A 26,672-nucleotide genomic window follows, 5' to 3' on the forward strand; every position below is an offset into this window, starting at 1 on the left:
CCATGCAGTTTATTGACCTTGGTTTTTTGTTTTTGCTGCTTCCGATGTCGGCGGCAGTTTATTACTGCGTTCCCCAAAAATATAAACCCGCCGTTTTGTTGGGCATTTCGGTGTGTTTTTACTATTTGATGCAGCCTGACTCTATCTGGTTGCTGCTCACTGTCATACCCGACTGCCTGCTGCTGGCACACCTGAGCCATAGTGCCTCTGAAAACCAAAAAAATATTCTGCTCTTTAGGCTGTGCATTATCAAAAATTTTATCGTCATGCTGGTTTTCGGCCTTTTAGGACCTTTTTTGCGACAAACGGCAGTTCCAGTGGGTATCATGGTTATTTCTCTTTCGCTGACTGAATTGCTGGTGCTTCAAAACCGCGGTGAGCCCGGTTTTGATTCGCCTGTTAAAACCGCCGGCGGCACCCTGTTTTTCGCCCGCTTTGTTTATGGGCCTGTTGGCGCTACGCAGGACCTAATGGCGCAGCTTGAGACGCCCGCACCGTCGCTCTCGCACATTGCCAAGGGCATTATGCTTCTGATTACCGGCGTTGCCAAGCAGGTCGTACTCTCCGAGCAATTTTTTGCGCTATTAAAAACCATATCCCGCCTACCACCGGGACAGTTTTCGGTTGCACTTGGCTGGCTGTGTGCGCTTTGTAGCGCGTTAGGATGTTATTTTTGGCTGTCATCTGTCAGCAATATTGCCAGAGGCATTGGTGAAGTTTTTTCGTTGAAGCTGCCCCGTATGCTTTATTATCCGTTTCAGGCCCGCAGCATCCGTGAATATGTTTACCGCCTGAACATACCGCTCGAAGACACCGTTTTCCGGATCATCTTCCCCGACAGCGACCACACTGCCAACGACGCGCGATCCTATTTGGTCTCATTTTGTATGCCGCTACTCCTTGGGCTGTGGTTTTCGCCATCGGGTGGTTTTTTTCTGTGGGGCGGCTACTTTTCCTGTCTGGTGCTACTCGACTGGCTGGTACTTCGACATATCCCCACACCGCTGGGGTTTGCTGCACGCCTTTCGACTTTTGTCATCACACTGCCCGCTTATGTGCTGACATTACCTACCACGTTGGGCAACCGTTTTGCCATAATTACTACAATGTTGGGACTTGGCGGTGTACCACTTATCAATGACACGGCAATCTACCTTTTTTCTTCAAACTTTGTACTGATTATTGTGGGCATATTGGCCTGCTCGAACATTTTCGATCTTTTGGGCCGCGCCACCGAACAGCAGTTTCCGCGGCTCTGGTGGATTGGCTCTTCGCTGGCGCATCTGGTACTGCTGGTAGTTGCCACATCCTTTCTGCTTTGGAACGTGAGGTGAATCCATGCTGACAAAACGTATTTTTTCTTGCCTGATGGTCGGGCTGATTCTGGTGATAGGGATGTTCACTGCCTTAAAAGCCGTCGGTCACGGTTATTTACCATCCTCCGTGCAGGATATCGGCGACTGGGCCGACCACGCCGTCAAACTTCAATTAAAAGATTTTGACCGCTTAGAGCAGCTGGCCCCGGCCATGCTTCTGGCCGGGGGTGCTAAAGAGCAGGATGGAATTTTTATCACTAAAAATTATCTGCTTGAAAATATTGCGCCGGAAGATTCCACCGTGCTGGAGCAAAACCTGACCGGAATTGAAGGCTTTTTAAAGACGCACAACATTCCGGCAACCTTTTTGCTTATTCCGACGGCTTGCGCCATCAAGCAACAAGATATTCCTGCCCGCGCCCAGCTGTACAACCAAAAGGCACTAATAGCAAAATGCTATGCCCGGCTTTCGGGCAAGGCCGGAACTACCGATGCTTACAGCAAACTTTTTTCGGCCAAGGAGCAGTATACCTATTTTCGTACCGAGTCAAACCTCACCGGACTGGGCGGTTATTACGTTTACACCGCGCTGGCACCACGCATGGGCTATACGTCGCGCGCGCTTGACCAATTCGAGGTCGAGCAGCTCGCAAATGACTATTACGGTACGCTTTATCAGCGTTCGAGTTACAAGGGCACCGACCCCGACCTGTTAACGCTTTACCGCTTTTCGCGTTATTCGCGGCAGTATCAGCTGTCGTTGACTAACAATGGCGAACGCAAAAACTATTATTCGCTGTTCCCCACCCATCTGGCTCAGCTGGGCCAGCCCAAATCAGTTGTTTTGGGTGGGTTTGGCCAGCGGATGGACATCTCAGCGGTATCCCCCTTTGAAGAGTCTCTGCTAATCTTTGCGGATGATACGGCGCTATCATATTTGCCTTTCCTCGTCGTGCATTATGGCAACATCACCATGGTTGACCTCCAAAACTGTCCGGACGATATGCTCGCTTCTCTGGTCGCCAATGATTACGATCAGGTGCTTTTTGCCTATTCGGTGGATCATTTTATCCATGAGCCTGTTGCTGTGCGCGCCAGCTTTTTGCAGTAAAAACTCTATCACCTAAAGTTCAACAGGGACCTCGCCGGAAAATATCCGACAAGGCCCCTGTTTTGTTGCTATGACACCCGCCCCCATCAAAACGTCTGTTGAGCGGCAGGGGGTGTTTTCTTTTTCTTTTTATAGCGATCTTCTTCACTGAAAATGCAGCCACAATACTTTTGCATATACAGTTCCAGATCGCGTGCCTTTTGTTGTCCGTCTCTAAAATAGGGACGGAAATCGCGGTATAAAAAGCTGACGCCATATTGTTGAGCCACCTCGTTTGCCACCTTGCAAATTAGCTCGTGTTTTTGATAAGGGCTGATCAATAGCGTCGTGGTAAAGGCCTCAAAGCCGTTTTGTGATGCGTAGCGCGCAGCCTCCTCAAAGCGTACGCGGTAGCAATAACCACATCGATCGTCAAAATTCGGGGATACCCCCGCAATAAAAGACCGCAGACCATATTCCCCTTGTAACACCAGATCGAGACCGATTCCCTTGGCATAGTCGACAAGCGTATTTTTTCGCGCCCTATATTCGGTGAAAGGGTGGATGTTCGGATTAAACCAAAAGCCGGTCGGCTCAATACCTTCACCGCGCAGACTCTCAATACACGCAATTGAGCAGGGTGCGCAACAGATATGCAACAGAGTTTTCATGCTTCGTATACCTTCTAACCTTGATAAGTAGTGCCACCCGTCGTTACTTAATCAGCGACGAAATTGCTTTAAACTGCGGGTGTTCCTTTGAGCCCATAATTTCAAACAGTGCCATTTCGGTGCTGGCAAACTGTACACCCTCACGCTCGGCACGCATAAACGCGGCCATCAGGTCGGGCTGGTGGCGTGACGCAATGCAGTCAGTGACAAAAATAGGCGAAAACCCCTTGTCCAAGAGCTGCAACGCCGTCTGCAATACACAGATGTGCGCCTCAATGCCGCACACCAAAACCTGCTTGCGCCCGAATTGCTCAAGCTGTTCTAAGTGGCCTAGCACGTCGTTGGCGCTCAGCGCGCCAAATGCCGTCTTTGCGATAATCGGCGCGCCCTGTGCCGCCTCAGCAATTTCGGGCAATGTGGTTCCCAGCCCCTTGGGGTACTGTTCGGTAATCAGCATTGGAATTTCCAGCAGCGAGAGGCCTTTGAGAAGTTTCACCACATTTTTTTGCAGCTCGTCCCGGCCGCACATAGCGGGCATCAGCTTTTCCTGAAAGTCTACGACCAGCGCACAGCAGTTGTTTTGTGTCAGTCTCATTTACAATTCCTCCTTATATCATACGTTCAGCGGCAGTTACCACATGCAGGGCCAAAACCGAGGTGGTTACAGCCCCCACACCGCCCGGCACAGGGGTTACCGCGTGAACATTCTCTGCAACCTCTGAAGTTCGCACATCGCCGCAAAGCTTATTATCCTCGCCAACGTGTATGCCTACATCCAGCACCACTTGCCCGGAGCGCACCGCTTCGGCACCAAGCACCCCAGCTTTACCAGCGGCAACAACCAAAACATCAGCTTCCTTGCAAACGGCAGGCAAGTTTTCAGTTTTGGTATGACAAACCGTTACGGTCATATTCTCAGCCAACAACAGCATGGCGACCGGCTTACTAATGACCAAACTGCGCCCGACCACCACCGCACGGCGGCCCGTCGTGGTAATGTTATGATGTTTCAGAATTTCAACGCACGCCTGCGCTGTACAGGGGGCAAAGCCCTTTTTGCTGCCAGAATAGACCCCCGCCATCGAGCCTTCGGTGATACCGTCCACATCTTTTTCAGGCGAAAGTGTGCGACAAACCACTGTGTCGTCAAAGTGCAAAGGTAGCGGGCGCATTATCAGGACGCCATGTACCGCGGGGTTGGCGTTCAATTCTTCGATCAATGCTAATAACTGGTGCTGTCCGGCATCGACTGGCAACACAAACGACTTGACCGTTACCCCCGCTTGCGCGCATCTTTTGGTTGCCCCACGCTCATAGGCCAGATCGTCTTCCCGCTCGCCCACGCGCACAATCGCCAGCGTGGGGTCAACACCCTTTTGATGTAGCTGCAACGCTTTCTCCCTTGCCTCTTCGGTCAGCGCTTTCGCAGTCTCGGTCCCTTTAAGTAAAATTCCCATTAAACGAAGTCCTCCTATAACGGTTTGTGCTGTCACTCCACAATGAGCGAATAGTGTGTTTGTGGGCGAGATGGGGCCACCGATGACAAGTAACGCAGTGGAACGATAATTCACCTAATAATCGTCACTTTTTATTAGGAATACACTATGATAACGACATCCTATCTCTAAGCAGCCTACCTTCTATTTAATCTCGCCTTCTATTTTAATACGTTTTACCATATTTTTATTTTGTACGCTGTGCCGTGAGCGTTGTCGCAACGGCTTTCAATATGTTATAGTTATAAACAAGAACTGTCTTATTGCGACAGAATCTCAATATGGAGGACACCATGCCCTACATACCTGAAAGCAGAAGAGGAAAAAGCAGCGGCTCTGCCGCAAAGGTACTGGTCACGCTTATCATCGTCCTGCTCATCACCACAAACATCGCTACCGCAGCGCTATTACTGCGTACCGGTGCGGCATTGCAAGACGCCATAGCGGCTAGCGCCATTGTCACCGATGCTGATAAGGTCGAAGAATTCACAGTGCCGAGCATACCGGTATCGGTCATGCTCGATTACGCTGAACGCGACGGCATCTCGATCGAGTTCTTACAGCGGTTTTTTACCGACAGAATTGTGTTGTGGGATGAAAACAGGCTTAAAACCGTGCCGATCAACAACGCGCTGAAAAAAAGCAGCTTTAATGCCAAGTATATTGTGCCACAGGAAAACGGCATCCGCACCTATGAGCCAAGCGGTGAGGATATCTCGCTTTTAGGAATTGACGTCTCAAGTTATCAGGGTATCATCAATTGGAAAAAGGTCAAGGCTGCTGGCGTTGATTACGCCATCGTCCGGCTGGGCTACCGCGGCTACGGCACCGGCAACATCCGACTTGATGAGCGTTATGAAACGAATATGACGGGGGCTATTTCAGCGGACATCCCGGTGGGGGTATACTTTTATTCCCAGGCCATCACAGTGGAGGAAGCCGAAGAAGAGGCCCAATTCGTCCTCGATAAGCTATCGGGTTTTGACGTCACCTATCCTGTGGTTTTTGATATGGAAGAGGTGAATGACGAAGACGCCCGCACCAACCCGCTGACCCAAGCTGAGCGCACCGAGATCACCATCGCCTTCTGCGAAAAGATCAAAGCCGCAGGCTACACGCCAATGATATACGGCAACATCCGCTGGATGATCATTCACCTTGACCTTGCCCGGCTTGAAGGCTACGATAAATGGTTTGCCCAATATTTTAAGCAGCCATTCTTCCCCTACGACTTCTCAATGTGGCAATACACCTCGCGCGGCACGATTGACGGCATTCCCCACGAGGTGGATTTAAACCTTGGGCTAGTGGATTATGCCGAAGACAAAACCGATGCCACATAACGTCGTGCAAAAATGGCCCTCGGTTTATAAACCTACTTTCGCCTTTTAAAGACTTCGAGGCCGACGCGCATGCCGAGAACAGCGCCGACCAGTGCCCCGATAATAATAGCAACCAAACCATGTTTTAAAATAAAGATCATACCGCAGGCCACGCCAACACACATGCCGATGGCCATGCCGTTACCGACAAATTTCTTACGCATATCGTCTATCTGCCGCTGCTGTACGTCTTCGGGCTGCGCCTCGTTGGGCACCAATCCATCCGCTTTGGGATTTTCCTGCATTCTTGCGCCCTCCCTGCATTATTGATACCGTTATTGTACCACACAACGACTAAAAGCGCCACGGTGTCATACACAAGTAGACATTTTTTTGCAGCACTATACGAGCAGCTAATCATAGAACTTTGACCGCAATCTTTCTTTTCAACATTGTGTACACAAAAGCCCAAGGCCCTGTGGCAGCTGCCGCAGGGCCTCCTCTTCATTTTACCTGTGACTAAAATACCTTTTGCACCAAAAACATATAAACCACAGTACCAAGACAGATGCTCAACAGTGCATTGCCACGCCATTTGTGCAGCGTGGCTGTCACCAGAACGGCAATAAGTTCGGGTAAGCCATGCGGTGCACGGGTGAATGAAACGCTTTTGAGACAATAGACCACCAAAAGCCCCATCATGGCTGATGGCAACGCCCGCCCCAGATAAACAACCGTTTTAGGTTGTTCACGCGTTTCGGGGAACAACAAAAACGGCGTAAAACGCGTAATCATGGCGCCCAGAGCAACCGCAAAGATCATCACAAGGGTTTGCAGCGGTGTCAAAAGCATAGTTTTTCCCTCCCGAGCAGCAGAATGGCAAGGATGAGCAGCATGGCTGGTATGACAAACCGTTCTGCTCCGAAAACGGTGAGACAAGTGGTCGTGCAGGCCAGCCCGATTAAGCCAGATAGCCGATTCTCACGCTTTTTCACCTGCTCGATAAACAGTACCACAAACAACGCCGTCAGCACAAAATCTAACCCAGTCGTATCAAAGGTGAGCAGCTGCCCCGCCACACCACCGAGAAAGGTGCCAAAAATCCAATATATGTAGTTCAGTAGCGATATCGAAAGGTAAAAGTGCTTTCGACTAATCCCCTCCGGCGGGGAAACGCCAGAGGAAATGGAAAAGGTCTCGTCGCAGAGCGTATAAATTAAAAAGGGACGTATCGTGCCAAGACCCTTGTACTTTTCCAACATCGAAATTCCGTAAAAGATGTGCCGCGCGTTAACCATAAGGCTGAGTAAAAACGCCTGAATCGGATCAAATGCCACCGTCAGCAGTGTGATGGCCACAAACTGCATGCTGCCGCAAAATGCAATGGCGCTCATCAGCACCGCCCAAACTGTCCCGTAGCCTTTGGCCTGCATCAACATACCATAGGCCGCCCCCAGCACCAGAAAACCGGTCAAAACTGGGATGGTGTGGGGAAATGCCCCCATCATCGCCTTTTTAAGTTCCTTCATTTTTATTCTTGTACTCCTTCCCCCTGTGCGGTATGATAAGGATATAAGCGAAGTCTGTAATATATAATTTACATTCGTTTGTTATTTTTGTCAATTGTTTTAAGGAGTGCATCATGGAAGTTAATAAAATTATTGCTGAAAATTTACGCCGACTGCGTACTGACCGCAATCTGAGCTTTGGCGCGTTGTCGTCACAATGCGGTGTCAGCAAGGTGATGCTTTCACAAATTGAAAAAGGAGATACCAACCCCACCATCAATACCATTTGGAAAATCGCTAACGGCCTAAAGGTCCCCTATACTGCGCTGCTTGAACAGCAATCGGACACCACTGAGGTGCTCAAAAAAGCTGATCTCGCCGTTTTGCACGGTGCCGACACCCATTATCGCGTTTTTTGCTATTACGCTAATGCACCCGACCGCAATTTTGAACTTTTCCAGCTGGAGATGGACCCCGGCCACAGTTATGACTCGATCGGCCACTCTGAAAAGGCGCAAGAATTTATCATGGTTTTTGCGGGCTGTTTAGCACTGACGGTAAACGGCTGTACCCATACGCTACATCCTGATGATGCCATCAGCTTTGTGGCGTCAGGTGCGCATACCTACACCGCCTGCGGCAGCGAGGTTCTCAAAGCGGCCATCATCAATTTCTATCCAACTTAAATTTATTATCCTTTCTCATATCGATAAAAGCCGTCACCGGGCCATGCTCGGTAACGGCTTTATTTTTACTCCTCTAGTGCTGACTACCAGTGGGTTCCGGCTGGAGGGATGTCCCCCGCTTTTTTCTTACCACTTTTTGCCTTACCTTGAATCTCTGGAACCGGTGCCACTTCATTTTTAGGGAATTTTTGCTTTTTGTTGCTTTCTGTTCCATGCGGCTCCTTTGGGTCGGGTCTTCTCATTCCTGCTTTAGCCATGTAAAGTCAGTCCTTTCATTGCATTTTTTCAAAAAAGTAATAACTGCTTGTGCCTCTGCGCGCCGATCTACGCTACCGCGCCCTAAGCGATCGCAATAACTCAATAGTGCCACCTCGGTTATATTGGTTTGCGCTCTCATTCCGGCAATGTCCTGAAAGGGTAATTCCTTAACGACATACAATGGTTGCATATGGTAGCGTACCAGTCCTACCACCGTTTCCAAAAAAACAGTATCTTCGGTCACTAGTTGCAAAAGTGCGCGCGCCAGATCGCCCCCCACTCTGTCGTGGTCATATGCGGTTATGCGACCACGGCGTTTCTTGGTTGTATCCGGCTTTCCGATATCATGCAGCAAGGCCGCCCACATAAATGCACGCGAATAAGCGCTAAATGATTGGCGCGCTGCCGCCCGGTCCACCACCAACAGGGTATGGTTCCATACATTGCCCTCCGGATGATGCACCGGCGATTGAGGTGTTGATATTTGCCGGGCAAGTACCGAAAATGGCGATTGATCAAACCCAGCTTGCCGGACAATAGTGTCTATTTGGGCTGCGGGTGCGTGTTCGCATGTCAATAGGTGGTCAAATAACTTAAAAATTTCTAATGTTTTAATAGCGTATCATCCCCAATTTAATTATCTGCAATTTCAAATTATTTATCATGTTTTGATATCATTTATTGGTGTCATATATATACAATTTTAAAGCGCAAATTTGACAATTTATTTCTAATGTTGGACTAGGATTTTAGAGCTAGTTCATATAAATCGAAATATATTACTAATATTTATATATTTCATTGCTAATTTTGACCTAAAATGTTAGACTATATTTGTCGCAAAAATATATAAAAGATATTTTGGGATCGATTTTTTATAAAATTTGAATCTCAAGAGAAATGACCTATTTCATAGCTTTATGAAGTAGGTTTCTTCTTCGCACATCTTGGATAAAGGAGTACTATTGAAATGGTAAAAGCAAAAAAACGACAACAAAAAATCCGAACAAAACTAGTTAATTTCTTTGGCGCTTTAATCTTGATAACAGTTTTTTTGGAGAGCCTTGTGTCATTTTATGAACTGACTACGGTTCACAATTCCGCTATTGATGCAGAAGAGCAGAAGTTCGACAGCATTATACAAACCAGCACTCAAAATCTGATCAGCGTTTTAACCGTCAATCACCAGCGGTATCTCGACGGTGAAATCACGCAGGCACAGGCGATGGCGTCGGCCAAAAAAATTGTGCGTGACACCCGATATGGCAATGATGACAGCGGTTATTTTTGGGCGGACCTTGCGGATGGCTCCTGCGTCGTACATATGAACCCCGAGTATGAAGGTCAGCAACGCTATGATAATCAGGATCTGGCCGGCAACTACTATATCCGCAACCTCATCAACGCCGGCGATCAGCCTGAGGGGGCTTTTACCGACTATTATTTTACGAAGCCCGGTTATGAAGGTTCCTTCAGAAAGCGCGGATTCACTCAAAAATTTGAACCCTACGGCTGGTACATCAGCACCGGCAATTACTACGACGACATCGAAAACGCCATAGGGGCATACCGAACAGCCAAACAGTTTTCGGTGGCACGCATCATCGCCACCGGCGTTGTGATGTGCATCTTAGGTGCTGTGATCGTCATTTTTGCCGCCAACAAAATGGCGCGCCATCTTAACATTATCACTCAACGCTTAACACAGCTCAGCGAGGGAGATTTACACACCAACGTGCCCGAGATAACCACGGGGGACGAATTTGAAACACTATCACTGGCCACAAAACAGACTGTCGATAATTTAAGCCGAATCATTCGTGACATCGACAAAGCTATGAAGGACTTTTCTGACGGTAACTTTGTGCTAACCGTCAATGCCGACTACGCAGGCGATCTTTCAGGCATCAGCGACTCGGTCAACAAATTCTCGGTCAGCATTTCTCAGATTTTATCGCAGATCAATGCGGCCTCGGACGAGGTAGCCCGCGGCTCGGTACAAGTGGCGGACGGCTCACAGGCGCTGGCACAGGGCGCAACCGAACAGGCCGCCTCCATTCACGAGCTATCTGATTTTGTGAACAATATTACTAAGAACATTCAACAAACTGCCAAGGATGCTGAACAAGCCAAGCAAATTGCTGCCGAGTCCAGTTCCGCGTCAGCTCTAGGGCAGCAGCAGATGCATAAGATGGTTGAGGCGATGGAGGAAATTGGCCATGCCTCCAGCGAAATCGGCAAAATTATCAAAAACATTGACGACATCGCATTCCAGACTAACATTCTTGCTTTAAATGCAGCGGTAGAGGCCGCCCGCGCTGGAGAGGCGGGCAAGGGCTTTGCCGTGGTAGCTGATGAGGTGCGCAGCCTAGCTGGCAAATCGGCCGAGAGTGCCAAGAGCACTTCGGCGCTGATTGCAAATTCAATGGAGGCCATCCAAAACGGTTCCAAGATTGTTTCTGAAACGGCGGAGGCTTTGAACAATATTATTGAGGGTTCAGAAAAATCTGCTGAGGTGATTCAGCATATTGCGGATGCCTCGATCGAACAGGATGTTTCGATTCAGAGAGTTAGTACCAGCCTGTCTCAGGTCTCGGACGTGATTCAGCTCAACAGTGCTACCGCTGAAGAAAGCGCTGCTGTCAGCGAAGAGATGTCCAGCCAGGCCCAGATGCTCAAAGAACTGATTGGTCAATTTAAATTTGATGATACCGGTTCGTTTGTCGAACAATAGCACAACTCTGACCTTTTCCTAAAGAGCTATAAATTAAAATTAATCAAAAACGCTGGTGTTAACCGGCGTTTTTGATTAATTACTTTATGTTTCGCGAAGTGAACCTGTCGGCCCGAGAGTGTCCGTCCTAGCCCTGTCCCCCTGCCGTAGAGATATCCGTCAGCCACTACTGCGCCAGTGCAGCCAACTGGCCACATGAGAATCCGCCAGACGGCTTTCTGCTGGGCGGGCAACTTCTGACATCGCCAATGACATGCCATGGCCGCCATCATGTTTAGCCAGCATAATGTCTGGTGTATCATTGACAGACCCCATAGTTTAAGCCGCCTAACCGTTATTCTACGGGCGCGCCGGACAGTCGCTGTGTCCTAATCAAAGCAGAAAGCCGTGCGGTACAATCTTGCCCGCACGGCTTTACCTGTTGTTCTATTGTGTGATTATGGTTGCTTACCGATATAAGCCAAAATACCGCCATCTACATACAATATATGTCCGTTGACAAAGTTTGAAGCGTCAGAGGCTAAAAATACTACTGGTCCAGCCAAGTCTTCTGGCGTACCCCAACGCGCAGCCGGAGTCTTGGAAATAATGAACCGGTCGAAGGGGTGACGGCTGCCATCGGGCTGTATCTCGCGCAGTGGAGCAGTCTGCTCGGTGGCAATATAACCCGGGCCGATGCCGTTACACTGGATGTTCTGTCCGCCATATTCGGAGCAGATGTTGCGGGTGAGCATTTTGAGTCCACCTTTGGCGGCGGCGTAGGCCGACACAGTCTCGCGGCCTAGTTCACTCATCATCGAGCAAATGTTGATGATCTTGCCGTGCCCCTTTTTAATCATACTAGGAAGGACGGCCTTGGCCACCAAGAACGGGGCGACCAAGTCCACATCTACTACCCGACGAAAATCCTCGACCGACATGTCGGTCATCGGCGTACGCTGGATAATACCGGCGTTGTTGACCAGAATGTCCACACCACCCGCGTCGACCTCAATTTGCGCGATCATCGCCTTGACGGCCGTTTCATCAGTCACGTCGCAAAGATAACCCAATGCATCAATGCCCTGTTCGCGGTAAGCCGCACGGGCTTTCTCCAGCCGGTCTGGGTTGTGGCCGTTAAAGGCGATTCTAGCACCGGCATGCCCCAGCGCACAAGCCATTCCAAAGCCGATGCCATGGGTACCTCCGGTTACCAACGCCACCTTACCCCCAAGAGAAAACTGATTTAAAGTACTCATCGTAAGCCTCCTTATTTAGCGCAACTGGGCGGTAGTAATACCGTCCATGTCATCAAATGCCTGATTCTCGCCGCCCATTGCCCAGATAAAGGTATAATTACTAGTGCCTACGCCCGTGTGAATGCTCCATGAGGGGCTGATGATAGCCTGCTCATTCTGCATAACGATATGACGGGTCTCTTGCCCCTCGCCCATCATGTGAAAAACAACCTGATCCTGTGGTACCTCAAAGTACATATAGATTTCCATGCGGCGTTCATGGGTGTGAGCAGGAATGGTGTTCCATACGCTACCAGAATCCAGTTCTGTCATACCCATCGAGAGCTGGCAGGTTTTAAGCACGTCGGGATGAATAAACTGGTTAATGATACGCTTGTTCGAGGTTTCCGCCGCGCCCAGCGGCTTTTGTGCCGCGTCGGAAAGCTTAATCAGCCGTGTCTCATAGCTGCAGTGGGCCGGGGCAGATACCATGTAGAACTTGGCGGGTGTGTCGGCGCTGTCGCTAGAAAACAGCACTTTCTTTGCACCGCGGGTGATATAGAGGCAGTCCTTATAGTCCATCTCGTACACTTTGCCGTCCACCGTTACCTTACCCGCACCGCCAATGTTGAACATGCCGATTTCACGGCGCTCCAAAAAATAGTGGGTGCCAAAGCAGCCCCAGACATCGATACCCTTGTCAATGGAAACCGACTCCCGCACCGGCATACAGCCCACTGTAACCATGCGGTCCACGTGGCTATACACCGCTGTCACCTGATCAGGAACATAAAGCCCCTCAATTAAGAACTCATTGCGCAGTTCCTCGGTTGTGTAACGCTTGACATCTTTTTGGTTGGCAGAATAGCGAATATCCATTTAAATTACTCCTTTCATCGTTGGCAGTCGCGTGGCTCACCCGATTTTTTATCCTGCTTTTATTTTGTAAAATCTTCGTGGATAAGGGTCAAATATTGTTTGAAAAACTTAACCACACTTTTTTTATTCAAACACATTCGGCGCGCATGACCTTAGAATCATGCGCGCCGCTTTTTATACAATTCTGTTCAGGCTTATCCTAAACACCTATTTGAAATAATGGGGAAACCGCTCTCGAACCGATTTTTCGACCGATCGGTACTGATTGAGGTGCTGCTCCATCTGTCTGCGAGCCGCTACGGGGTCGCGGTTGGCAATAGCTTCGACGATATCTCCATGAGCCTGAACCACGTTGGAGGGCATCACATCCGATAACGTTATATTGCGCACCCGATCAAAATGAATGGCGATATTGCGCATGAGGGTAAAAACCTGTGGCTTTTGAGCAATTTCAAAAAGCATTTTATGAAATTGATCATCCAGCTCTAAAAGTATGCCGTCATTATCGCTGTCGTTTACATAAAACGCCTGAAGCCGCACATTTTCACGCAACCTGTTCAGATCTTCGGGGGTGGCCTTGACACAGTCAAGTTCCACCACGGCAGATTCAAGAACCCGACGCATAAACTGCGATTCTTCGACGAGATTGTAATCAATCAGCGCCACTACACTGCCCTTTTGGGGGTATATCTCCACAATTCTGACTTTCGAGAGTTCAATCAGCGCCTCACGTACCGGCGTTCGAGAAAGACCCATCTCCGCTGCCAGTTCATTTTCGCTGACCATACATCCAGGCTCAAGTTCTAAACGAATAATGTTTTCTTTGAGCGTGCGCAACGCATAATCCCGTCCGGTCTCACGTGGAAGACGCTTTGTTAAATACATCGTTTTCCGCCTCCCATAATTTCTCTTGCAAGTTTACAAGATTAAACGTGTTGCGTCAAGGTCTAGTATACTAGCTTAAAGATATTTTTTAAGCGTTTTTCTCACGGCGCCTGGCCCTTCCAACTGTTCGCGAAGCATACCCTCGATCTTCTCACCCAGACCCAGCGCGACCAAATCGGTGCCAAAGATGACAGGGTTTGAAAGGATGTCATGGAGCTTGCTTCCGAGGCTGTCGGGGTTGCCTAATGTGACGCCCTCTAGCTGTGCTTGAAGCTGGGTGAGCATCGGGTCGCTACTGCACTCCATCGGTGCGCCCTTGTCATCCACCGCCAGCAAATAACGCAGCCATCCCGCAATAGCCAGCGGAATAAATGTCAGGCTTTTGACATCCAGCTCAGGCCGCTGGGCGTATGCCTTAATCGTCTCTCCAAAGCGGATTGAAACCTTTTGGCTCGTGTCGGTCGCAATGCGCTGGGGAGTATCGGGAATAAAGGGGTTGGGCAACCGCTGCTCGACCACCTCATGTATAAACTTCTCAGGCGAGAGAATGACAGGATCGACGACAACGGGCATGCCCTCGTCGTAACCGATGCGCTCCACCAGCGCTTTGAGTTCAGGATCCTTCATCTCGGCAGCGATACTGTCGTACCCCAACAGGCAGCCGTAAACGGCCAGCGCGGTATGCAGTGGGTTTAAACAGGTCGTCACCTTCATGCGCTCAGTGTCGTTAACCGTCTGACGATTGGTCATATAGACACCGGCTTTTTCCAACGGAGGGCGCCCATTGGGGAAGTTGTCCTCCACCACAAGGTACTGTGGTACTTCAGCGTTAACAAACGGCGCAATAAAGGTGTTTTTTGAAGTGACAATGGGGGCCATGTCTTCGATTCCGGCCTTAGCAAGCGCCTCTTCCACCACACTGGCGGGGCGGGGCGTAATTTTATCAATCATCGACCAAGGGAAAGATACCTTGCCCTCATCCTGAACCCAGGCCAAAAAGCCTTGGTCGACAAAGCCGTTCTCATGCCACTTTTCTGCTACTGTCAGCACACTATTGCGCAACTTTTCGCCGTTGTGCGAGCAATTGTCCATGCTGACCACAGCCAAAGGCATTGCACCCGCTTTGTATCGCTCCAGCAGCAGGGCGGTCACCATGCTCATAGCATGCGTACAGTTTTGCGGCCCGTTTTTAAAGTCTGCTGCCACAAAGGGGAAAAATTCGCCTTGAAGATTGCTCAGGGCATAACCCTTTTCAGTAATTGTAAAGCTGACTATCTGAAGCGACGGCGCTATAAACGCACTTTTAAGCTGTGCCATATCCTCGGGGTAAGCACCACCCGCACGCAAACCTTTGGCAACGGAAGCAACGATGCTTTTCTCCATGCTGCCATCCGGTTTTAAGCTCACCATCAGGGTCATAGCATCAAAAGGATTGTAAATTTTATCAATAATATCATAGTCAAAGGTGTCAGCTGCGAGAATGCCCGCTTTGCAAAGCCCCTGCTCAAGCAGCGATTGTTGTAGCCTTGCAATAAATCCGCGGAAGATATTGCCCGCACCAAAATGTACCCAGACTGGCTCTTTCTCAGTGGATTCGACCATTTTCTCCCAATCAAAATTTGGCAGCGCGACTTCAGCTGCCTGCCACTGGGCGCGATCTTGTATCCCCTTGTAACTGAGTTTCATGCTATACCCTCCTTATTTGTTGGACATCTTATCAATGGCCTCCCACAGGCCATTGAGATAGGTAATGCCGAGGGCGCGGTCATACAGGCCATAGCCAGGTCGGCCGGTTTCGTCCCAGATCATGCGGCCGTGGTCGGGGCGTACATAAGTATCGGGGCAAGTATCATAAATAGCTTTCATAATTGCAAACATATCCAGGTCACCGTCAGAGGAAAGGTGGCTGGCCTCACGGAAGTGATGGTGCCCGAGATATTTGACGTTGCGCACATGCATACAGCCGATGCGACCCATCTCGCCGAAATGACGAATAACAGCAGGAATGTCGTTTTCGGGATTGGAGCCAAGTGAGCCGGTACACAGGCACACGGTGTTGCTGGGCGAATCATGTAACGCGACGATCTTATCAAAGTCTGCCTGACTGTGGGCGATGCGGGGCAGTCCGAAAATTGGCCAGGCCGGGTCATCGGGATGACAGGCCATGACAACGCCACATTCCTCGCAGGTTGGAATGATGCCGTCGAGGAAGTACTTATAGTTCTCCCGCAGCATATCCTGCGTAATGCCTTCGTAGCGCTTGAGCGTCGTTTCCAGCTCCGCCAGACGTTCGGGCTCCCAACCGGGCAGCGTAAAGCCGTTGCTGTTGGCAGCGGTACGGCGAACAATCTCAAGCGGGGTCATATTGCCCAGCTCGCGCTCGTCGAAGTACAGGCTATTGGAACCATCCTGCTCAATGGGTCGTGCAAGGTCGGTGCGCAACCAGTCGAAGACTGGCATAAAGTTATACACAATAACCTTGACGCCATATTTTGCCAGATTGCGAATGGAGGTGCAGTAGTTTTCAATATACTTATCACGGGTTGGCAGACCCATCTTGATATCTTCATGGACATTGACACTTTCAATGACCTCGCATTCTAAACCGGCGGCATGCACCTCGTCGACGTAAGCCTTGATCTCTTCTTCGGTCCAGACCTCACCGGCGGCCTTATAGTCCAGTACACCCATCAAACCGGATGTGCCGGGAATCTGCTTTATCTGGCTTAAAGTAATGCGGTCACTTTTGGAACCAAACCAGCGAAATGTCATCTTCATAAATCTTCCTCCTTAAAATCACTTAAACAGGTCGGGCTGAAACATGCTGATCAATAAAATAGAGGTAGCCGGCGACAGGGCAGAAATCACCGCAGAATGGGACGCTGCGGGCAAAATAATCGGGGCCGTATCCATAATACAGCCCTAAATCAGATTGATACGCAACGACGCTGAAGATAGCGTTTACGGTCATCTACGCAACCGATAGTCAGCGCATCAATTACAATCGCCCAAAATCTGTCAAACGCCTTTCAGTTCAGACCCTTGTGCAGGCTTCGATAAGTTTAAATGTATCACATTAGTTAAAATTTGTCTACTAGTATACTAGTTAAAAAGGTTGCTAGTTTTTTGTTTAAAACGCTATTTCAGCTTCTTAACCCTTGCTTAATTTATTTTTAATTGTACAATGGTAGTGTTTATAGGCGTAATTTCAGGAAAAAATTTGTTGTTTTACGCAAATAGTTATGAACATAGAAAAGATATCCCAAAAGAGAGGTCGCCCCTATGAAAAAAGCCGCCTTTACGGTACCTGTTAAAGTAGACGGAAACATTTTTAAAGACTTTGCCTTGTTCGACACCTTCCGTCTCCAACGTCGTTGGAAATCCCCTGCCGTATTTGTAGGCATCATGCTTTTATTGTCGCCCATTGCATTCTCCCAAGTGGGTAAAGTCGAGTACGCCGGATTATTAGGTGGTGTGCTGCTGGGCATTGGGGCACTGCTTCCGGCCGTTTATTTCTTAAGTTTTTTCTTATCGGTACGCACCCAAATTAGAAAGCTCGGGTTGGCAACGCCCCGGCATGTCTATACGTTGCAGTTTAACAAAAACGATGGTGTAGAGGCTTCTGCCGACAAGGAACAGATCACCTACCGCTGGGATGAGTTGTTTGCCGTCTACCGCACAAACCACAGTATCTATCTGTATGTCGCGCCACGTAAAGCCTATCTGTTGCCCAATGAACAGATTGAGCATGGCGCAGATGCCCTTTGGTCGCTTATGTTATCTGCCATGACCGTAGCAAAGGTACACGACTACAGGAACGATCGATAATGCCTAACCCATTCCCATAATCATGAATTTTTAGATACTTTGATGCAAAGTGTACAAAATTATCGCATTAAATTTTATTGCATTTCATCTTGAATTCTAGTATACAAGTTATATAATAAAAGTAATTGCTTATAAACCCGTGACGAATGTTTTATGGTTTTAAATAGTAGGAGGTATTCGTTATGAATGGAATTCTTGAACGCGTGTCCAATATCGGAATTATTCCGGTCATTGCCATTGAGGACGCAGCGAAGGCCGTTCCCCTTGCCAAAGCGTTGGTGGCTGGTGGTCTGCCCGCGGCAGAGGTCACCTTCCGCACCGCTGCCGCTGAGGAGGCCATGCGCGCCATTGTCAAAGAGGTGCCCGAAATGCTGGTGGGCGCCGGAACCGTGCTGACACCGGAACAGGCCGATCGTGCGCTAGACGCTGGAGCCAAGTTTATTGTTACACCTGGTTTTAACCCTGAAATGGTCAAATATGTCCTCTCAAAAGGCGGACTGATCATGCCCGGCACCGCTACACCCGGTGAAATGGAGCAAGCCATGAGCCTTGGTCTCTCGGCGGTCAAATTTTTCCCAGCCGAACAAAACGGCGGTATTGCCACCCTAAAGGCGGTCGCCGGTCCATACAAAAACTTAAAATGGATGCCCACCGGTGGTGTCAACACCAAAAACCTGATGGATTACCTGTCGTTTAACCAAATTCTGGCCTGCGGCGGTACCTGGATGGTGAAAAAAGAGCTGATAGAAGCCGAAAACTGGGACGAAATCACCCGCATCTCCCGCGAGGCCGTCAAGACCATGTTGGGCTTTTCACTGGGCCATGTCGGTATCAACTGCGCAGACGAAGAAGCAGCGCAAAAAACTGCCAAAACACTATGCGCCCTCTTTGGTTTTGAATATAAGCCGGGCAATAGCTCCGATTTTGCAGGCACCGCAGTCGAGTGCATGAAGCGCCCCTTCCTCGGCACCCATGGGCATATCGCCATCGCAACTAACTCGGTGGCTCGTGCCATGTTCCATCTGAGTCTTCAGGGCGTTACTTTCGACGAATCCACGCTTAAAACCGACGCTAAGGGCAACCCCAAGGCGATTTATATCAAGGACGAAATCGGCGGCTTCGCCGTTCACCTTGTACAGAAATAAGGAGGAACTACCATGAGTAAACGTATTGTCACTTTCGGCGAAATTATGCTGCGCTTAGCCCCTAACGGCTATTACCGCTTTTTCCAGAACGACCAGTTTCAGGCCACCTTTGGCGGCGGCGAAGCGAACGTGGCCGTTTCTTTGGCTAACTACGGCATGGATGCCGCTTTTGTCACCAAGCTGCCTGCTCACGCCATTGGCCAGGGCGCTGTGAATGCCCTGCGCGGGTTGGGGGTTGACACCACCAAGATTGCGCGCGGCGGAGAAAGAGTTGGTATTTACTTCTTAGAGAAAGGCGCATCTCAGCGGGGCAGCGTGTGCATCTATGACCGCGCACATTCCGCCATTCAGGAGGCGCAACCCTCAGACTTTGATTGGGACGCCATTTTCGAAGGAGCAGACTGGTTCCATTTCACCGGAATCACTCCTGCTCTGGGCGAGAATCTTGTCCAGATTTGCCTGGAGGCCTGTAAGGCTGCCAGAGCAAAGGGCATCACCGTCTCCTGCGACTTAAACTACCGCGGTAAGCTGTGGACCCGCGCACAGGCGCGCGAAGCCATGACTATGCTCTGTGAGTATGTCGATGTTTGCATCTCCAATGAAGAGGACGCCAAGGACGTATTTGGCATTGAAGCCGTGGGTAGCGATATCACCGGCGGCAAGCTCAATAAAGAGGGCTACAAATCGGTGGCAAAGCAACTGGTCGACAAATTTGGCTTTAAAAAGGTCGCCATCACACTACGCACCTCCATCTCCGCTAGCGATAATGACTGGGCAGGCATGCTCTATGACGGGCAGAACTGCTATTTCTCGAAGGAATACAACTTGCGCATTGTCGACCGTGTTGGCGGCGGCGATTCATTTGGGGGCGGTCTGATTTACTCGCTGCTCAACGGCAAGGACGCGCAAAGCGCCATCGAGTTTGCTGTGGCGGCTTCCGCCCTGAAGCACTCTGTGGAAGGCGACTTCAACCGCGTCACAGTCGCCGAGGTTGAAAAGCTGGCTGGCGGCGATGCCTCCGGCCGTGTACAGCGGTAACAGTAACACCAGCTGCGGCGTGGCCCTGCGGGGACATGCCGCAGCCTTAAATGGAGGGATGTATCATGCAGTCCTACGATTTTGACCTGATTACGTTGGGGGAGATTATGCTGCGGCTCTCTCCGCCCCGGTACGCCCGCATCGCCGACGGTGACATTTTTGAAAAGCTGGCCGGCGGCTCAGAGCTAAACGTTGCCTCCGGCGTGGCGCAGTTGGGACTGCGCACCGCCATCGCCTCAAAGCTACCCAAAAGCGAACTGGGAACCTTCGTCAAAAATCGCGTCCGGTTCGTAGGTGTTTCCGACGATTATCTCATCTATGACAAACGTCCCGATGCACGGCTTGGCATCTATTATTACGAAATGGGCGCGGCACCCAGAAAGCCCGCCGTCATTTACGACCGTCGCAGTGCCTCAGTCAACCGCTTGATGCTCGACGAGTTGCCCGAGTGCCTATGGCGCTCCTGCCGGATGTTCCACACCAGTGGCATCAGTCTGGCGCTTTCCCCCGACCTGCGTAATACAGTGGTAGAGACTATCCGTCGCTTTCGTGAAAATGGAGCGCTGATCTCATTTGATGTCAATTATCGCGCCACGCTATGGAGCGAGGAAGCCGCCCGCGAAACTATCAAAAAGGTACTGCCGCTGACTGATGTTTTATTTGTCTCAGAGGAAACCAGCCGCCGGATGTTCCAGAAAACCGGTGCGCTTACCGACATTCTGCGCAGCTACGCTGAAGAATATGGCGTAAAGATAGTTGCGGCCACGCAACGCACCGTGCGCAGCCCAAAAAAACACGATTTCACCTCCACTCTTTATGACGCGGCAACCGATACGTTTTATTCCGAAGAGCCTTATTACGGCATCGACGTTATTGACCGCATCGGGTCGGGAGACGCCTATGTAGCTGGCGTTCTGTTTGGACTTTTGAAGTTTAACGATCCGCAACAGGCCGTTTGGTATGGCAACGCCATGTCCAGCGTCAAAAACACCGTCCCGGGCGATCTGCCCAGCTCAAGCTTTGGTGAAATTGAGCGCATCATTCGCGACCATCACAATCAATCATCCGCAGACGAGATGACTCGCTAAATATTTGTTTTATAACGGGCGTGTGAGCATATATCTGCTTCACACCAGATTTTGATTTTGCATTTTATTAGAGGCTAAAGCCAAATCACCTTTTACACGACTATGCCGTCAAAATACCGCTGATTGATTACCTCTGCCACACCTAACCCAAGAAAACTTATGGGAGCCGTCGATTTAATAGTTCCTTGTGGTTTGGTTGAGCGGCCGTCAACCGGGCGGTAGCTGTTTTGGCGATTACTATAATTGCCGTTTAATGCGCGCTAACGGCAAAACTGACGCAGCCTTGATTGGTTAACAACGTACGGCTGCATCTCTAAAAACAATAACGTGCAAGGAGCTGTGAACGCTTTGACATCAATGCGGCAAGAGTCGCAGCGAGAAAACGCACTCGTTCGCAATGTTTTATACGCTTTTTTTATCAGCGGAGCCGCCTCGCAGCCTCTGGGTTCTTTCATCCCCTTTCTGCGTGAGACCTATGGGCTCAGCTATGACTTTTCGGGCATTTTGCTCTCCTGCCAGTCGATCGGGAATCTGTTCTCGGTTCTTTTGGCGGGCGTGTTGCCCGTCTATCTCGGTCGACGACGCAGTATTCTGAGTATCGCCGCATGGATGGCCATGGGCTATCTGATCTTTGCCAGCGGCTGGGGCAACCCGCTTCTTTTAGCACTGGCCTTTCTAATGACCGGTATCGCCAGAGGCGGCAACTCCAATTTCTCAGGTGTCATGATCAGTACGCTGCCCGGCCACAAGGCCACCCGTGGTTATAACCTGCTGCACGGCTGCTTTGCCGTCGGCGCCCTGCTCTCACCTCTACTTCTGGTCGCTTTAACCCGGCGTTGGCCCGATCACGGCTGGCGATTGATGGCTGGCGCGCTGTTTCTGTTGGTTATCACCCAGCTGGTCGTTTATGCACGAATGCCACTACCACCTGAATCCACCGCCAAAAGCATTCGTTCAGTTGACCGCAGCTTTTTAAAGGTTAAGCAATTCTGGCTGGCTGCTGCCGTCTTATTCTTTTATATTTCCTGTGAATACGCTATTGTGGGTTGGCTGGTTACCTATTTTCAGGATATTGGTGCTTTGAGTGCCGACCATTCGCAAATGATGAACAGCCTATTGTGGCTGGTCATCTTCATTGGACGAATGGTTGGGGCCGCCGTCACCGGCAAAATTTCACGCAACAAGATATTGCTTTTTGACGGCGCAGGATTCTTTTTATTCTTTTTGCTGGTGTTCTTTAGTCGCAACCCGCTGTCTATCACAATGGGTATCATCGGTATCGGATTTTTTATGGCGACCATCTACCCCACCGCTTTCGCTTTTGGTAGCGATTATATCAAGGGCAATGACCTAGGTTCCAGCGCCATGATCTTCACCGGCAGTATTGGTGGCATCATCACGCCTGCGCTGGTCGGTTTTGTGGCCGAGCAGTCCGGAATACGTGCCGGCATGGGTGTTGTGGTTGTGTTGACCTTCCTGCTAGTACTTTCGATTATTTTTAGTGTTCTCAGTGTTAAAAAAGCAAATCCGTAACTTCTGAAAGGAGACAAAAATGGATAAGCTCAATTACAGCGTATTAAAGGCACAGGGCTTTGAGGGCTATCTGCTTGAATCCGCCCCTGAGCGGGTGCTTCAGTTCGGCGAAGGCAACTTCCTTAGGGCTTTCGTGGACTATTTCATCGACATTCTGAATGAAAAGGCAGGCTTTAACAGCAAAGTGGTGCTTACCCAGCCCATCGCTCCCGGCTTGGCCGATATGATTAATAGTCAGGAAGGACTATACACGCTGTTCCTGCGCGGGCAGGAAAACGGTCAGAAGGTAAACCGCAAGCGGGTAATTTCTTGCGTTTCGCGCTGCATTAATCCCTATCAGGATTACACCGCGCTGCTCGACTGTGCCAAAAATCCTGATCTGCGGTTTTTGGTCTCCAACACCACCGAGGCCGGTATCGTCTTTGACCCCGCCTGCAAATTTGATGACACACCACCCGCCAGCTTCCCGTCCAAATTAACCCGCTTTCTCTACGAGCGTTATCAGCTAGGGCTGCCCGGTTTTGTGATATTATCCTGTGAGCTCATTGACCACAACGGTGACGAGCTAAAAAAATGTGTTAGAAAATATGTTGACTTTTGGGGTTTATCCGAGAGCTTCGCTAAGTGGGTGCAGGAAGAAAACATTTTCTGCTCCACATTGGTGGATCGCATTGTCACCGGCTATCCCCGCGCAGAGGCCGAGGCCATCTGTAAAGAATTGGGCTATGAGGATAACCTCATTGACACCGGTGAGGTATTCGGATTCTGGGTTATCGAAGGCCCGCAATCCCTTAAAGAAGAACTGCCGTTTGAAAAGGCTGGATTACCGGTCATCATCGTTGACGATCACACCCCCTATAAGCAGCGCAAAGTGCGTATCCTAAACGGCGCGCACACCTCCATGGTGCTCGGTGCCTATCTGGCCGGGCAGGATATTGTTCGCGACTGTATGATGGACGACGTGATCCGCGGCTTTATGAATAAAACCATCTATGACGAAATCATTCCAACGCTTGATCTACCCAAGAAGGATTTGACCGATTTTGCCGCCGCTGTCGCCGAGCGTTTTGCAAACCCCTATATCGACCACGCGCTGCTGGCAATCTCACTCAATTCCACTGCAAAGTGGAAGGCCAGAGTCATGCCAAGCCTTCTGGAATATAAAAAGCGCGCCGACAAGCTCCCTGCTTGTATCACCTTCTCATTCGCCGCCTACATCGCATTTTATCATGCGGGCCGCGAAAAGGGTGCGGGCTGCCTGATTGGAAAGCGGGCTGACAACACCTTTGAGATCAAGGACGATCAGTGGGTGCTAGATTTCTACTATGACCACCGGGACGACGACGCAAAATCACTTGCTCATGCCGTTATCCATAACGAAAAAATGTGGGGCAACGACCTTGCCGAGCTGCCCGGCTTTGAAGACGCCGTGGCCGCTGCGCTCGAGCGCATAGAGGCCGTCGGCATGTATCAGGCTATGAAACAATGTCTGTAATTATCGGGAGGACCCGCTTATGAAACTGATTCAAATACACCCCTCGGATAATGTCGCCATTGCACTGGCGCCTATCGAAAAAGGCGAAACGCTGACCGTCTCTGGTCGGAAGATTATTGCTGTCGAAGATATTCCTCAGGGGCATAAGCTAGCGCTGACACCCATCCCCAACGAAGCACTGATTATCAAATACGGAAATCCCATCGGCCGCACAACAGCGGCCATTGGCCCAGGCATGTGGGTTCATACTCACAATGTGCAAACCACCCTATCGGAAACCGAAGAATTTACCTACCATCACAAACAGTACCCCTTGCCTGAGATAGAGCCTAAAACTTTTATGGGCTTTCGGCGGCCCGATGGTCGGGCGGCCATTCGTAACGAGCTGTGGATTATCCCAACCGTGGGCTGCGTCAACAGTGTCGCCCAGCATCTGGTACAAGCCAATCAACATCTGGTTGCCGGTACGGTTGAGGGGTTGTACGCCTTCCCCCATCCGTTTGGATGCAGCCAAATGGGTGATGACCACGCTCAGACTCGTAAGCTTTTGGCCGCGCTGTCCCGCCATCCTAATGCCGCAGGCGTACTGGTTTTAGGTTTGGGGTGTGAAAATTTGACAATGGCGCAGTTTAAAGAAGAGCTAGGACAGTGGGACGATAGTCGTATTAAGTTTCTGATTTGTCAGGATGTTGAGGACGAGATCTCCGCCGCTTCTGCGCTGCTTTCTGAACTAGCCGCGTACGCTGCAAAATTTACGCGCGAGCCGATACCCGCCAGTGAGCTGGTCGTGGGCATGAAATGCGGTGGTTCGGACGGGCTTTCCGGCATTACTGCAAACCCCACGGTCGGTCGATTCTCCGACCGATTGGTGTCGCTAGGCGGTTCTACCATCCTGACTGAGGTTCCCGAGATGTTTGGCGCAGAATCAATTCTGCTCGACCGCAGTGAAAACCGAGCGGTTTTCGACCGGGCCATTAAAATGATCTCCGACTTCAAGCAATACTATGTCAACCACGGACAGGTCGTATATGAAAATCCAAGTCCCGGCAACAAAGCCGGTGGCATCACCACGCTGGAGGATAAATCTTGTGGCTGCGTTCAAAAAGGCGGCAGTGCCCAGATTGTCGATGTGCTTGATTACGGCGATATCGTCACTAAAAAGGGGCTGAACCTTTTAAGTGGCCCCGGCAATGATTTGGTAAGCGCAACAGCGCTTACCGCCGCAGGCGCCCATCTAATTCTATTTACCACAGGGCGCGGCACCCCTTTTGGCGCACCCGCCCCTACTTTAAAGATTTCAACCAATACCCCGCTTTTTGAAAAGAAGGGGAACTGGATCGATTTTAACGCCGGCACGGTCGCTCAGGGGGAATCCCTCGACGACGCCGGAGACCGCCTGCTTGACCACGTATTGGAAGTGGCAAGTGGCTCGCAAACCAAAAGCGAGCGCGGCTGTGCCCGCGAAATCGCCATTTTTAAAGATGGCGTCATGCTCTGATATCTTCTAATCTTTTTCATTATTGCAATCCCTCTTTTTCTTCCTGCTGTCGGCCTCTTTTTCCAGAATGTCTATCATTTTGGCAAAAGGGGCCGACGCATTTCTGCTCTGCTGGCATACTTTGTATAATATTGCAACTAAAAAATCCTGGGCTGTTGTTTTTACAACAGATTTAATCAGATAAATTTTATATAATAAGGTTATAAAAGGCGTTTACGGCACAAACTTGTACAAAATAGCATCAGGAGGTGTGATAATGAAAGCGTTAGTAAATGATGCATGTATTGGATGTGGGCTGTGTGCCAGCCTCTGTCCCGAGGTGTTCCACATGACCGACGCTGGCCTTGCAGAAGCTGTCTCTCATGAGGTTGAAGCGTCACTGCAGGAAAAAGCCGTTGAAGCACGAGACAGTTGTCCCGTAAATGCGATCGAAACCGACTAAAAAACACGACAGCGAGGTGTATGGACATGATTAAAAATTTAGCGCATGAAACAGTTCTTTCACTTGCGTCACAGGTTGACGCTCAGCCTGGACAGATCGTCAGCAAGACCTTGGCACAGAATAAGGCAGTCAGTGTCACTCTGTTCGCCTTTGCGCAGGGTGAAGAGATAAGCGCGCATGACTCCGATGGCGACGCGATGGTTACCATTTTAGAAGGTACTGGACAGCTTTGGGTTGACGGAACAGAATATGTCCTGCAGGCCGGCGAAACACTGGTTATGCCCGCCAAAAAACCGCACGCGGTATTTGCCAAAGAAGCTTTTAAAATGCTGCTGTTGGTAGTCTTTCCTCCTAAATAGCGCATGGCTACGCACCGCAAAATTAATGCTCCAAGGTGTTGACTTTGAGTTATTTGCAAAGAAATATCAAAACGCACCGGCGGTGCCATTTAAAAACTACGCTCTAAAAACGACTTTAAAGGCCGTTTCTAGGGCGTAGTTTTCTGATATTATATATTACAAAATTGACCTTCATTACACTGCC

28 protein-coding genes are annotated in these 26,672 nt (G+C 50.0%); 14 read left to right on the forward strand and 14 right to left on the reverse strand.

The genetic code is table 11. The features are described from left to right. The first annotated feature begins 2 nt into the window (after nt 1-2). Together RBH76_06630 and RBH76_06635 are read left to right on the forward strand one after the other, a co-directional pair. Nucleotides 3-1,334, forward strand: a complete 1,332-nt coding sequence (locus RBH76_06630; GenBank protein WMJ85088.1) for a hypothetical protein — start codon at nt 3-5, stop codon at nt 1,332-1,334. A gap of 4 nt (nt 1,335-1,338) precedes the next feature. After that, nucleotides 1,339-2,427, forward strand: a complete 1,089-nt coding sequence (locus tag RBH76_06635; protein ID WMJ85089.1) for a DHHW family protein — start codon at nt 1,339-1,341, stop codon at nt 2,425-2,427. An 86-nt stretch (nt 2,428-2,513) separates the two neighbouring features. Here RBH76_06635 and RBH76_06640 read toward each other — a convergent pair whose 3' ends face one another. From RBH76_06640 to RBH76_06650, 3 genes are read right to left on the reverse strand one after another with little or no spacing between them, the layout of a single operon-like run. Next, nucleotides 2,514-3,077: an epoxyqueuosine reductase QueH gene (locus tag RBH76_06640; protein ID WMJ85090.1), complete on the reverse strand. Its 564-nt coding sequence runs from the start codon at nt 3,075-3,077 to the stop codon at nt 2,514-2,516. Nucleotides 3,078-3,120: 43 nt separating this feature from the next. Beyond that, nucleotides 3,121-3,672: an isochorismatase family protein gene (locus tag RBH76_06645; GenBank protein ID WMJ85091.1), complete on the reverse strand. Its 552-nt coding sequence runs from the start codon at nt 3,670-3,672 to the stop codon at nt 3,121-3,123. A gap of 13 nt (nt 3,673-3,685) precedes the next feature. Then, on the reverse strand, nt 3,686-4,534 hold the full coding sequence (locus RBH76_06650) for a bifunctional 5,10-methylenetetrahydrofolate dehydrogenase/5,10-methenyltetrahydrofolate cyclohydrolase (GenBank protein WMJ85092.1): 849 nt from the start codon (nt 4,532-4,534) through the stop codon (nt 3,686-3,688). Nucleotides 4,535-4,866: 332 nt separating this feature from the next. Between RBH76_06650 and RBH76_06655 the strand changes: the two genes are divergently transcribed. Then, nucleotides 4,867-5,916 carry a glycoside hydrolase family 25 protein gene (locus tag RBH76_06655; GenBank protein ID WMJ85093.1) on the forward strand — a complete coding sequence of 350 codons (1,050 nt, stop codon included), beginning with the start codon at nt 4,867-4,869 and terminating at the stop codon, nt 5,914-5,916. A 32-nt stretch (nt 5,917-5,948) separates the two neighbouring features. On the opposite strand, the gene RBH76_06660 is transcribed toward RBH76_06655, so the two are convergent. From RBH76_06660 to RBH76_06670, 3 genes are all read right to left on the reverse strand, one after another. Then, nucleotides 5,949-6,200 (reverse strand): hypothetical protein, encoded by a 252-nt coding sequence (locus tag RBH76_06660; GenBank protein ID WMJ85094.1) that lies wholly within the window; start codon nt 6,198-6,200, stop codon nt 5,949-5,951. Nucleotides 6,201-6,414: 214 nt separating this feature from the next. Then, a complete protein-coding gene (locus RBH76_06665) occupies nt 6,415-6,747 on the reverse strand; it encodes an AzlD domain-containing protein (protein ID WMJ85095.1) in 333 nt (110 codons plus the stop codon). Then, nucleotides 6,738-7,424 (reverse strand): AzlC family ABC transporter permease, encoded by a 687-nt coding sequence (locus RBH76_06670; protein ID WMJ85096.1) that lies wholly within the window; start codon nt 7,422-7,424, stop codon nt 6,738-6,740. Before RBH76_06670 ends, RBH76_06665 begins: the two co-directional genes overlap by 10 nt. Before the next feature lie 113 nt (nt 7,425-7,537). On the opposite strand from RBH76_06670, the gene RBH76_06675 reads away from it, so the two are divergent. Next, nucleotides 7,538-8,089, forward strand: coding sequence for an XRE family transcriptional regulator (locus RBH76_06675; protein WMJ85097.1), 552 nt, complete (start codon nt 7,538-7,540; stop codon nt 8,087-8,089). An 83-nt stretch (nt 8,090-8,172) separates the two neighbouring features. Here RBH76_06675 and RBH76_06680 read toward each other — a convergent pair whose 3' ends face one another. Continuing rightward, on the reverse strand, nt 8,173-8,346 hold the full coding sequence (locus RBH76_06680) for a hypothetical protein (GenBank protein WMJ85098.1): 174 nt from the start codon (nt 8,344-8,346) through the stop codon (nt 8,173-8,175). Then, a complete protein-coding gene (locus RBH76_06685) occupies nt 8,328-8,924 on the reverse strand; it encodes an HDIG domain-containing protein (GenBank protein WMJ85099.1) in 597 nt (198 codons plus the stop codon). Before RBH76_06685 ends, RBH76_06680 begins: the two co-directional genes overlap by 19 nt. 489 nt (nt 8,925-9,413) lie before the next feature. Here RBH76_06685 and RBH76_06690 point away from each other — a divergent pair, with 489 nt between their 5' ends. Then, complete coding sequence (locus RBH76_06690) at nt 9,414-11,081, forward strand: methyl-accepting chemotaxis protein (protein WMJ85100.1); 1,668 nt, start codon at nt 9,414-9,416, stop codon at nt 11,079-11,081. A gap of 159 nt (nt 11,082-11,240) precedes the next feature. On the opposite strand, the gene RBH76_06695 is transcribed toward RBH76_06690, so the two are convergent. From RBH76_06695 to uxuA, 6 genes are all read right to left on the reverse strand, one after another. Then, nucleotides 11,241-11,396 carry a hypothetical protein gene (locus tag RBH76_06695; GenBank protein WMJ85101.1) on the reverse strand — a complete coding sequence of 52 codons (156 nt, stop codon included), beginning with the start codon at nt 11,394-11,396 and terminating at the stop codon, nt 11,241-11,243. A gap of 122 nt (nt 11,397-11,518) precedes the next feature. Further along, nucleotides 11,519-12,319, reverse strand: coding sequence for a gluconate 5-dehydrogenase (locus RBH76_06700; GenBank protein ID WMJ85102.1), 801 nt, complete (start codon nt 12,317-12,319; stop codon nt 11,519-11,521). 15 nt (nt 12,320-12,334) lie between these two features. Then, entirely contained in the window at nt 12,335-13,177 is an 843-nt protein-coding gene (gene kduI, locus RBH76_06705) for a 5-dehydro-4-deoxy-D-glucuronate isomerase (GenBank protein ID WMJ85103.1), read from the reverse strand. A 207-nt stretch (nt 13,178-13,384) separates the two neighbouring features. Next, complete coding sequence (locus RBH76_06710; GenBank protein WMJ85104.1) at nt 13,385-14,062, reverse strand: GntR family transcriptional regulator; 678 nt, start codon at nt 14,060-14,062, stop codon at nt 13,385-13,387. Nucleotides 14,063-14,137: 75 nt separating this feature from the next. Next, a complete protein-coding gene (locus RBH76_06715; GenBank protein ID WMJ85105.1) occupies nt 14,138-15,748 on the reverse strand; it encodes a mannitol dehydrogenase family protein in 1,611 nt (536 codons plus the stop codon). A 12-nt stretch (nt 15,749-15,760) separates the two neighbouring features. Continuing rightward, nucleotides 15,761-16,840 (reverse strand): mannonate dehydratase, encoded by a 1,080-nt coding sequence (uxuA, locus tag RBH76_06720; protein ID WMJ85106.1) that lies wholly within the window; start codon nt 16,838-16,840, stop codon nt 15,761-15,763. Nucleotides 16,841-17,344: 504 nt separating this feature from the next. Here uxuA and RBH76_06725 point away from each other — a divergent pair. From RBH76_06725 to RBH76_06765, 9 genes are all read left to right on the forward strand, one after another. Beyond that, complete coding sequence (locus RBH76_06725; GenBank protein WMJ85107.1) at nt 17,345-17,890, forward strand: YcxB family protein; 546 nt, start codon at nt 17,345-17,347, stop codon at nt 17,888-17,890. A gap of 182 nt (nt 17,891-18,072) precedes the next feature. Next, entirely contained in the window at nt 18,073-19,035 is a 963-nt protein-coding gene (eda, locus tag RBH76_06730) for a bifunctional 4-hydroxy-2-oxoglutarate aldolase/2-dehydro-3-deoxy-phosphogluconate aldolase (protein ID WMJ85108.1), read from the forward strand. 12 nt (nt 19,036-19,047) lie between these two features. Next, a complete protein-coding gene (locus RBH76_06735; GenBank protein WMJ85109.1) occupies nt 19,048-20,073 on the forward strand; it encodes a sugar kinase in 1,026 nt (341 codons plus the stop codon). Between the two features lie 65 nt (nt 20,074-20,138). Continuing rightward, a complete protein-coding gene (locus RBH76_06740; protein ID WMJ85110.1) occupies nt 20,139-21,161 on the forward strand; it encodes a sugar kinase in 1,023 nt (340 codons plus the stop codon). A gap of 339 nt (nt 21,162-21,500) precedes the next feature. After that, nucleotides 21,501-22,694 carry an MFS transporter gene (locus RBH76_06745; GenBank protein WMJ85111.1) on the forward strand — a complete coding sequence of 398 codons (1,194 nt, stop codon included), beginning with the start codon at nt 21,501-21,503 and terminating at the stop codon, nt 22,692-22,694. A 19-nt stretch (nt 22,695-22,713) separates the two neighbouring features. After that, the gene (locus RBH76_06750) at nt 22,714-24,189 is read left to right on the forward strand and encodes a tagaturonate reductase (protein WMJ85112.1); all 1,476 of its coding nucleotides are present in this window, start codon (nt 22,714-22,716) and stop codon (nt 24,187-24,189) included. Between the two features lie 19 nt (nt 24,190-24,208). Continuing rightward, nucleotides 24,209-25,687, forward strand: coding sequence for an altronate dehydratase family protein (locus RBH76_06755; protein ID WMJ85113.1), 1,479 nt, complete (start codon nt 24,209-24,211; stop codon nt 25,685-25,687). 256 nt (nt 25,688-25,943) lie between these two features. After that, entirely contained in the window at nt 25,944-26,129 is a 186-nt protein-coding gene (locus tag RBH76_06760; protein WMJ85114.1) for a ferredoxin, read from the forward strand. 20 nt (nt 26,130-26,149) lie between these two features. Further along, nucleotides 26,150-26,488, forward strand: coding sequence for a cupin domain-containing protein (locus tag RBH76_06765; protein ID WMJ85115.1), 339 nt, complete (start codon nt 26,150-26,152; stop codon nt 26,486-26,488). Nucleotides 26,489-26,672: the final 184 nt, after the last annotated feature.

This window comes from Oscillospiraceae bacterium MB24-C1 (genome assembly GCA_030913685.1).
Taxonomy (GTDB): Bacteria; Bacillota; Clostridia; order Oscillospirales; family Ruminococcaceae; genus Yanshouia.